The organism is Peribacillus psychrosaccharolyticus ATCC 23296, assembly GCF_000305495.1.
GTDB lineage: Bacteria > Bacillota > Bacilli > Bacillales > DSM-1321 > Peribacillus > Peribacillus psychrosaccharolyticus.
Window position 1 is genome coordinate 23,155 of record NZ_AJTN02000209.1, and the last position, 6,844, is coordinate 29,998.

Consider the following 6,844-nt stretch of genomic DNA (forward strand, 5'->3'; position numbering starts at 1 on the left):
GTTGAACGCAATGGGAGGATATCTTCCCACTATTCCTATTTCAGTGATGGGGTCAAGCAGGTCTCACTAAATTTAATTGAGTATATAGCTGGGAAACGCTATTAAAGAATAGATAAATAGATTAAAATTGACTGTAACACAACAAGCTTTTCCCACCAGGAAAAGTCTTTCTTATGAGCTACATAACAATCTGTTTGAGAGCTGGCTAAAGCAGATACAAATATAGTTAAATGAAAGACACCTAGAATCAATTTGCTAGGTGTTTTATTTTCTCGTTCTTTGGATGGAATGGTACTTGGGAACGATCATTTATTTATAACACATTTAGAGGAAATCGATGACCCTTAACCGAATTTATTTTATAAGACATTTTTTTGAAACCGTTTTCTAAATGAACCATAAAACGTTAATGGCAAGAAAGTGTGCTTCCAATTCTAAAGAAATTAGGTGATTACATGCGTCTAGAAGATAAGATTGCAATCATCACGGGAGGCGGCAGCGGGATCGGACGAGCAGCGGCTTTACGTTTTTCGCTGGAAGGTGCCAAGGTAATGATTGGTGATAGAAATGAACAATTGAGTTTAGAAACAGTCCAACTAATTAATGAAAACGGGGGTAGCGCCGAATATCTCTATACTGATGTAAGTAATCCTGAAGATGTGGAGAATCTTGTAAAGGCAACAGTGGATACGTATGGAAGATTAGATATATTAGTAAATAACGCAGGTATTTCACATGCTGAAAATAAGCTTTCAGATATACCAGTTGCGGATTGGAAGAAAGTCGTGGATGTGTGTTTAAATGGTGTTTACTATGGGATGAAATATGGTATTCCTGAACTGCTGAAAAACGGGGGAGGTTCCGTGATTAATACAGCTAGTGTTGCAGGAATTAAAGGACAGAAGCTTCTAGCTGCCTATACTGCTGCAAAAAGCGGTGTAATTGCGGTCACAAAAAGTACAGCTCTGGAATACGGCAAGCACAATATCCGGGTGAATGCGATTGCGCCGGGTATTATTGATACAGCCATTACGACAGAATGGAAAAACTCTTCAAAATGGGAAATATTATCAACAGCGAATGCATTGAGACGAGTAGGACACCCAGAAGAAGTTGCGAATGTCTTACTGTTTTTAGCGAGTGAGGAAGCTTCATTTATCACTGGTACAACGATTGTAGTTGATGGAGGAACGTTGTTGGGAAAATAAGGAGATGAGCAAATGAACACTTCGTTAGCAATAAAAATTCAAGAAACAGATATCGATGAAATCGGTCATGTTAATTATATGAACTATATTTCTTTTTCAGAAAGGGGAATGGGAGATTGGTACAAGAAAGCCGGGGTGCCTTTAACAGATTTACTAGAAAAAAATGTAGGTACGGTTCTTTTGAAATTTGATATCTTATATTTAGCAGAAGCTAGAGTAGGAGATACCTTAACTATTCATACCATTCCAGTACGCTTAGGTACGAAAAGTTTCGAATTTAAACAAGAAATTTACAATCAAGATGGTATACAAACTACGGAATGTAATAAAACCTTCGTAATGTTTGATCTCATCACTAGAAAAAGTATCCCAGTCGAACCTAACATTGTATCGCACTTCGATTAAAACCCAACGGACTGCGAATGCATTCCGTTGGGTTTATGATAAAAATTATTTTAATAGATCATGATCTACATAACGTTCCCCATTGAGTTCACTAATCAGATTAATGGCTGTTTTAGCTCCATCACCTGCGGTTATAATCGTATGAATACTCACACCTGCGCATGTTCCAGCAGCCCAAATTCCATCAATATTTGTTTTACCGGAAGCATCAACGTCGTAGATTCTTTTTGTTCTAGGTTCTATGCCGTCTCTTGTGGCAATACCAGCTGCTTCTGCTAAATCAGATAGCATTCCAGTTGCGAGAATGATATGTTTGGCTTCAACAGTTCCTGTATCTGTTTCAATTGAGAAACCTTCATCTAGCTTAGTTAAGGAGACAACTTTTGCTTGTAATACTTCAGCACCAAATTTTTTTGCTTGAGCAATCCCTGTTGTAATTAGATCAGGACCTGTAATTTCGGCAACTCCGTAATGATTTTCTACCCAAGCTTTTTTAGTGATGCTCTGATTACTATCAAGAACAATTGTTTTCTTACCAGCTTTGGCTGTGAATATTGCTGCACTTCCCCCAGCCGGACCAGCTCCAATAATCGCTACTTCATACATATAAACATCCTCCTTTTTTTATCAGTATCATTTTAACAAACTTTGGAAAGAGGCCGGTACTAATATATACTGAATAATCGGATAAAATTCTAAGCCGGTTTTTAGGACTCTTTTTAAACAAGTGATACTTGAAACAATGTTTCTATCTAAGGATTGAAGTAGAGTATACTGAGTATATTCATATAAAAAGAGGTGCCTGTATTGACTACTACTTCTAAATCGAAATTATTATTGTTTTTACTTCTTGCCCTGATACTAATAGAACTGCCAATTGCCGGTAAATACTTTGCTGTAGCCAATACACTCATACATGAAGTAGGACACCAACTAAGTAGTATAGTAACGTTCGGTAAAGCACATAACATTCAATTATTTGCAAACACGGAAGGGGTAGCCTACTCTAGTCACCGTTTTTGGATTGGTCAATTCATTACATCGCTAGCCGGATATATTTTTGCATCGTTTATGGCATGCACCTTTATGATTTTAGTATACAAAGGAAAACACAATATGATCAGTATATTATTGTTGGTTATCTTAGGACTTAGCCTGATATTCTGGGTCAGAAATTTATATGGTTTCTTTTGGATTATCACATTTAGTATTGGTTTTGTATGGTTACTGTTGAAAGCGAAGGCACGAGTTAAAGAAAATGTAATCCTTTTCCTAGTGTCTATTATATTTAACGAATCGATTACATCAGCCTTTGAAATTATGTACATGAGTTTTCAAACGCCGTTACATGCCGGTGATGCTGCTAACCTTGGGGAAATCACCTATTTCATCCCGACCCAATTTTGGGGACTGTTGTTTTTTGCTCAATCCTTATTATTTGGCTGGATAGCCATGAGAAGATTTTTCCCTTTTTTAAAATTAAGGTGACTCATACTAAAACCCCACACAGCTTGACACCGTGTGAGGTTTTAGCTGTTATTTTACTAACTTCAACACTTGTTCAGATACATAAAACGCTTTTTCATTATAGACATTGATTGTGGTGACGGTTTTGATCGTTTCCTTTTTATTTTTTTGCTCAATAACAATATTTTTGTTAACTGGGATTTTATAGGTTGTTTTTCCTTTCGCAGCAACAAAAACAAGATTATTTGGGTCAGTCTGATCGAGTTTCGTCGTATATCCTTTTTTCTTAAACACTTTTTCGGCATCGATATAGAGTTGATCGCTCAATTTTTTTAGATCAAAATTCATGAACTTTGCTACGGAATGAGCAAGGTCTGTATTTTCAACGAGTCCAGTTGGTTTCGATTGTGCTGGACCGTATGCGTATAGGGAAACATCTCCACCTGTATGTCCACCCGTTGTATACCCAATGTTAGCTCGATTAGCAAGCAGTTTGACCATTTCAGCTGATAATTTTTCGGTGGACATTAATCGGTCGAATTCTTCTGTTGTAAGATCATCTAACCCATATAATTTAGCCACTTCTTTTAGATTGGAACGATCTGTTTTAAGTTGACTCAATGCTCCTTCAATAGTCATTGTTGCTTTTTTTAATGGGTCTATATAGGCGGATACAGGAAGGCTCGGGTAGGTTGCGTTTGTATTTAGATTTCCCATGGAGATTCCGCTATTACCGTGATCCGTTACGGCGATCACCATTGTATTTCCGTCTTTTTTAGCAAAATCAAGAGCTGCCTGAACAGAATCATCGAACGACAAGACATCACTAATCATACCAATCGTATCATTTGCATGTGCAGCCCAATCTACTTTACTTCCTTCCACAAATAAGAAAAATCCATCTTTATCTTTATTAAGGGTAGTAATGGCTTTTGTTGTCATTTCTGCTAGAGTTGGCTGAGTGGGTTTGGTTTTCTTTCGGTCCATATCATAGGCGAGCTCATTTGGTGCAAAGCTGCCCCATAACTTATTTGATTTACTTTTAAGTAAATCGGTTCTATTTTCAACAAATTCGTAGTTTTTCTGATCTAATACTTGAAGAAGGTCCTCACCATCAGTACGTGAATTTTTAGCCGTACCAAGAGTAAGTGCTTCTTTTCCACCGCCTAAAACAACGTCGATATTTTGATAAACCTGCTGCTCAGCAATATCTCCATATTTACTGCGGTGAGTCGCATGTGCAGAAAAACCAGCTGGGGTAGCATGTTGTATTTCAGAAGTGGAAATAATACCGGTTGCTTTTCCTTGTTGTTTAGCACCCTCTAATACATTGGCTACTGGTTTGAGTTCATCTTCCTTACTTATAGGTTTTAGGCCTGGAGAATTAACAACAGAAGGTAAAACACCTACTAATTTATCATTCGATTTATTACCAGTAGCAAGAGCGGTACCAGCAGGAGCAGAATCTGTGATCGCTGACTCCGCAGAATAGGTTCGTACTCCACCAGTTAATATGCTGTCCATGGCTAGGTTACCACCTTTATACCATCTGGATAAGGTAACAAGATCGTCGCTGCTTCCATCCATAACCATCATGATGACATTAGTCGGTTCATTTTTTTCCTTTTTTCCTTTGGCTAAAACATCACTCTTATCCACCGCCAAGCCAATAGATGACAGAGTAACGACACTTGCCATTGCAACAACCGCTAAATTTCTGCTTACCTTCTTCATAAAATCCCTCCAATTAAAGTATGTAGTGCTTACAGAAAAATATTAGTGCATGAATATTAATGCAGATTGTTATTTTTGTAAATTTGAAATATTTTAATAATTGGTTAAATTATACTTTTGAATGTATCGAAATGATAGATTGTATGGACAAAATGGGTAATTATTCATAAAAATATATTTTATGTAAATAAGAAAGTAATTATTCAAATAACCATAAAAATAGTAGGGAACTTGCCATTTTCAATGAACTAACCAATTGAATGAATCCGCTTTCAAAATAAAAAACGGGAAAAAAGTATTATACAAAAAAGAGGGATGTTCGTTTTATTGGTATTATCAATTTTAGAAAAAATAAATCCAACAAATAAATAAACTAAGTTATAGTATCCAACTTCAAATACATAAAAAATCCACTATAACCTTTGATTTTCCTCTATCGCTACTACGACATCAGTAATTATCCGTTCAAATGCTTATCATTTTCGTTCTTCCTAGAAGGTCTCTTTCATCGATTAATTGTTTGAACAAACGCTGCGCAAATTCACTCCTGTACCAATAAAGGTTTATGTAAACTAGATAAAGGGTTTAATGACTATTTAAGACAGAAATATTCTCATTATATCAGTGCTGATAGCTACGAATATCAATTTCTTACAGGAGAAGATATGTATGCTTGAAGGTGTTCATTTCTTCATGGTGGTGAAGTAAACATTGAAAATCAATGGGTTAGGAAAGTTCTAAAGGACTTTAAGTGCATAGCCCCTGTTTAAGGAGATAATAAGATGTTTCATAGGAATCAAATAGATTCAAAAAAAAACAACCACTATGATTAATATTACCTTAATGTCAGAAATTTTTTATATATAAAAGATTGGAGAAAAAGGTCGTATTAGGTCCTTTTTTAGTGTGCAAATTTAAAATACTAAAAATTACTTGTCAATACGCTATTCTTTGGAAGGGAGATTCATGGGTTTAAGGCATTATGAGTAGGTATGATTCCTGAATAAATCAACCCGAAGGACTGCAGTACTTAGAGTTTTTAATAATTTTTATGATTGGCTGTTTAATCCTATGTTTTTATTACCGATAAGTTGAATTATGTTAACTAGACGGTCATTTTGCCCTCTCTTCCACTAACGGGGCAGCATTCCTGTAATGAATGAAAATGAGATTTGAAACAAAAAAATAACCTCTTGGTAGAATGAGAGAGTCCTAAAGCTGGCCAGCGAAAAGGATAGTACTCATATACCAGGAGGCATTACCATGAATTATAACCCAAATGAAAAAATTGCTCAAATTACTGCTCAGACATTAATTATAGGTGTCGATATTGCTAAGTTCAAACATGTCGCTCGAGCGCAGGACTATAGAGGGATCGAGTTTGGTTCCCCTTGTTATTTTGAAAATACCAAGCAGGGATTTCAATATTTCTTGGAATGGATCTATCAACTAAAGCAAGAACAAGGCATGGAAACAGTGATGGTAGGCATGGAGCCTACCGGGCATTATTGGCTGAACTTAGCTCACATTCTAAAAGAAAATGAGATGAAGTTTGTTGCAGTTAATCCTTTACACGTAAAGAAAAGCAAGGAACTCGACGATAATTCACCGACTAAAAATGATGTGAAAGATGCCAGAGTCATTGCACAGTTGGTCAAGGATGGGAGATACGCTGAACCTACGATTCCGCAAGGAGTTTATGCAGAACTCCGCGTGGCGAAGAAAATTCGTGATCTCCTCACCGTTGACCTTCAAACGGTTCAAGGCCAAGTCCACAACTGGATAGACCGATATTTTCCTGAGTTTTTGACGGTCTTTAAAAGCTGGGAAGGTAAAGCAGCTCTGCAATTTTTAAGGCTGGAAGCCTTACCGCATGAACTTATTGATTTCTCTGATCAGAATTTATTGGCTCACCTAAGAAAAGTTGTTACACGGAGTGTGGGACTGAACAAAATACAAGAGTTAAAGAGAGCAGCCAGAGAGTCCATCGGACTTCGTCAAGGCTCTAGCATGGCCAAATTAGAGCTGAT

The 6,844-nt window shown here is 36.7% G+C and carries 6 protein-coding genes; 4 read left to right on the forward strand and 2 right to left on the reverse strand.

The genetic code is table 11. The annotated features are described in order from the left end of the window. Nucleotides 1-455: 455 nt before the first annotated feature. Nucleotides 456-1,208: an SDR family NAD(P)-dependent oxidoreductase gene (locus WYK_RS14940; protein WP_040375274.1), complete on the forward strand. Its 753-nt coding sequence runs from the start codon at nt 456-458 to the stop codon at nt 1,206-1,208. A 12-nt stretch (nt 1,209-1,220) separates the two neighbouring features. Then, nucleotides 1,221-1,613: an acyl-CoA thioesterase gene (locus WYK_RS14945; protein WP_051387548.1), complete on the forward strand. Its 393-nt coding sequence runs from the start codon at nt 1,221-1,223 to the stop codon at nt 1,611-1,613. A 45-nt stretch (nt 1,614-1,658) separates the two neighbouring features. On the opposite strand, the gene WYK_RS14950 is transcribed toward WYK_RS14945, so the two are convergent. Then, the gene (locus WYK_RS14950) at nt 1,659-2,219 is read right to left on the reverse strand and encodes an FAD-dependent oxidoreductase (protein ID WP_040375275.1); all 561 of its coding nucleotides are present in this window, start codon (nt 2,217-2,219) and stop codon (nt 1,659-1,661) included. A gap of 201 nt (nt 2,220-2,420) precedes the next feature. Between WYK_RS14950 and WYK_RS14955 the strand changes: the two genes are divergently transcribed. Continuing rightward, nucleotides 2,421-3,101 carry a M50 family metallopeptidase gene (locus tag WYK_RS14955; protein ID WP_040375276.1) on the forward strand — a complete coding sequence of 227 codons (681 nt, stop codon included), beginning with the start codon at nt 2,421-2,423 and terminating at the stop codon, nt 3,099-3,101. Between the two features lie 48 nt (nt 3,102-3,149). Here WYK_RS14955 and WYK_RS14960 read toward each other — a convergent pair whose 3' ends face one another. Continuing rightward, the gene (locus tag WYK_RS14960; protein WP_040375277.1) at nt 3,150-4,814 is read right to left on the reverse strand and encodes an alkaline phosphatase; all 1,665 of its coding nucleotides are present in this window, start codon (nt 4,812-4,814) and stop codon (nt 3,150-3,152) included. A 1,263-nt stretch (nt 4,815-6,077) separates the two neighbouring features. On the opposite strand from WYK_RS14960, the gene WYK_RS14965 reads away from it, so the two are divergent. Beyond that, nucleotides 6,078-6,844 (forward strand): IS110 family transposase (locus WYK_RS14965; RefSeq protein WP_040375278.1); only part of this gene is annotated, 767 nt, incomplete at its 3' end.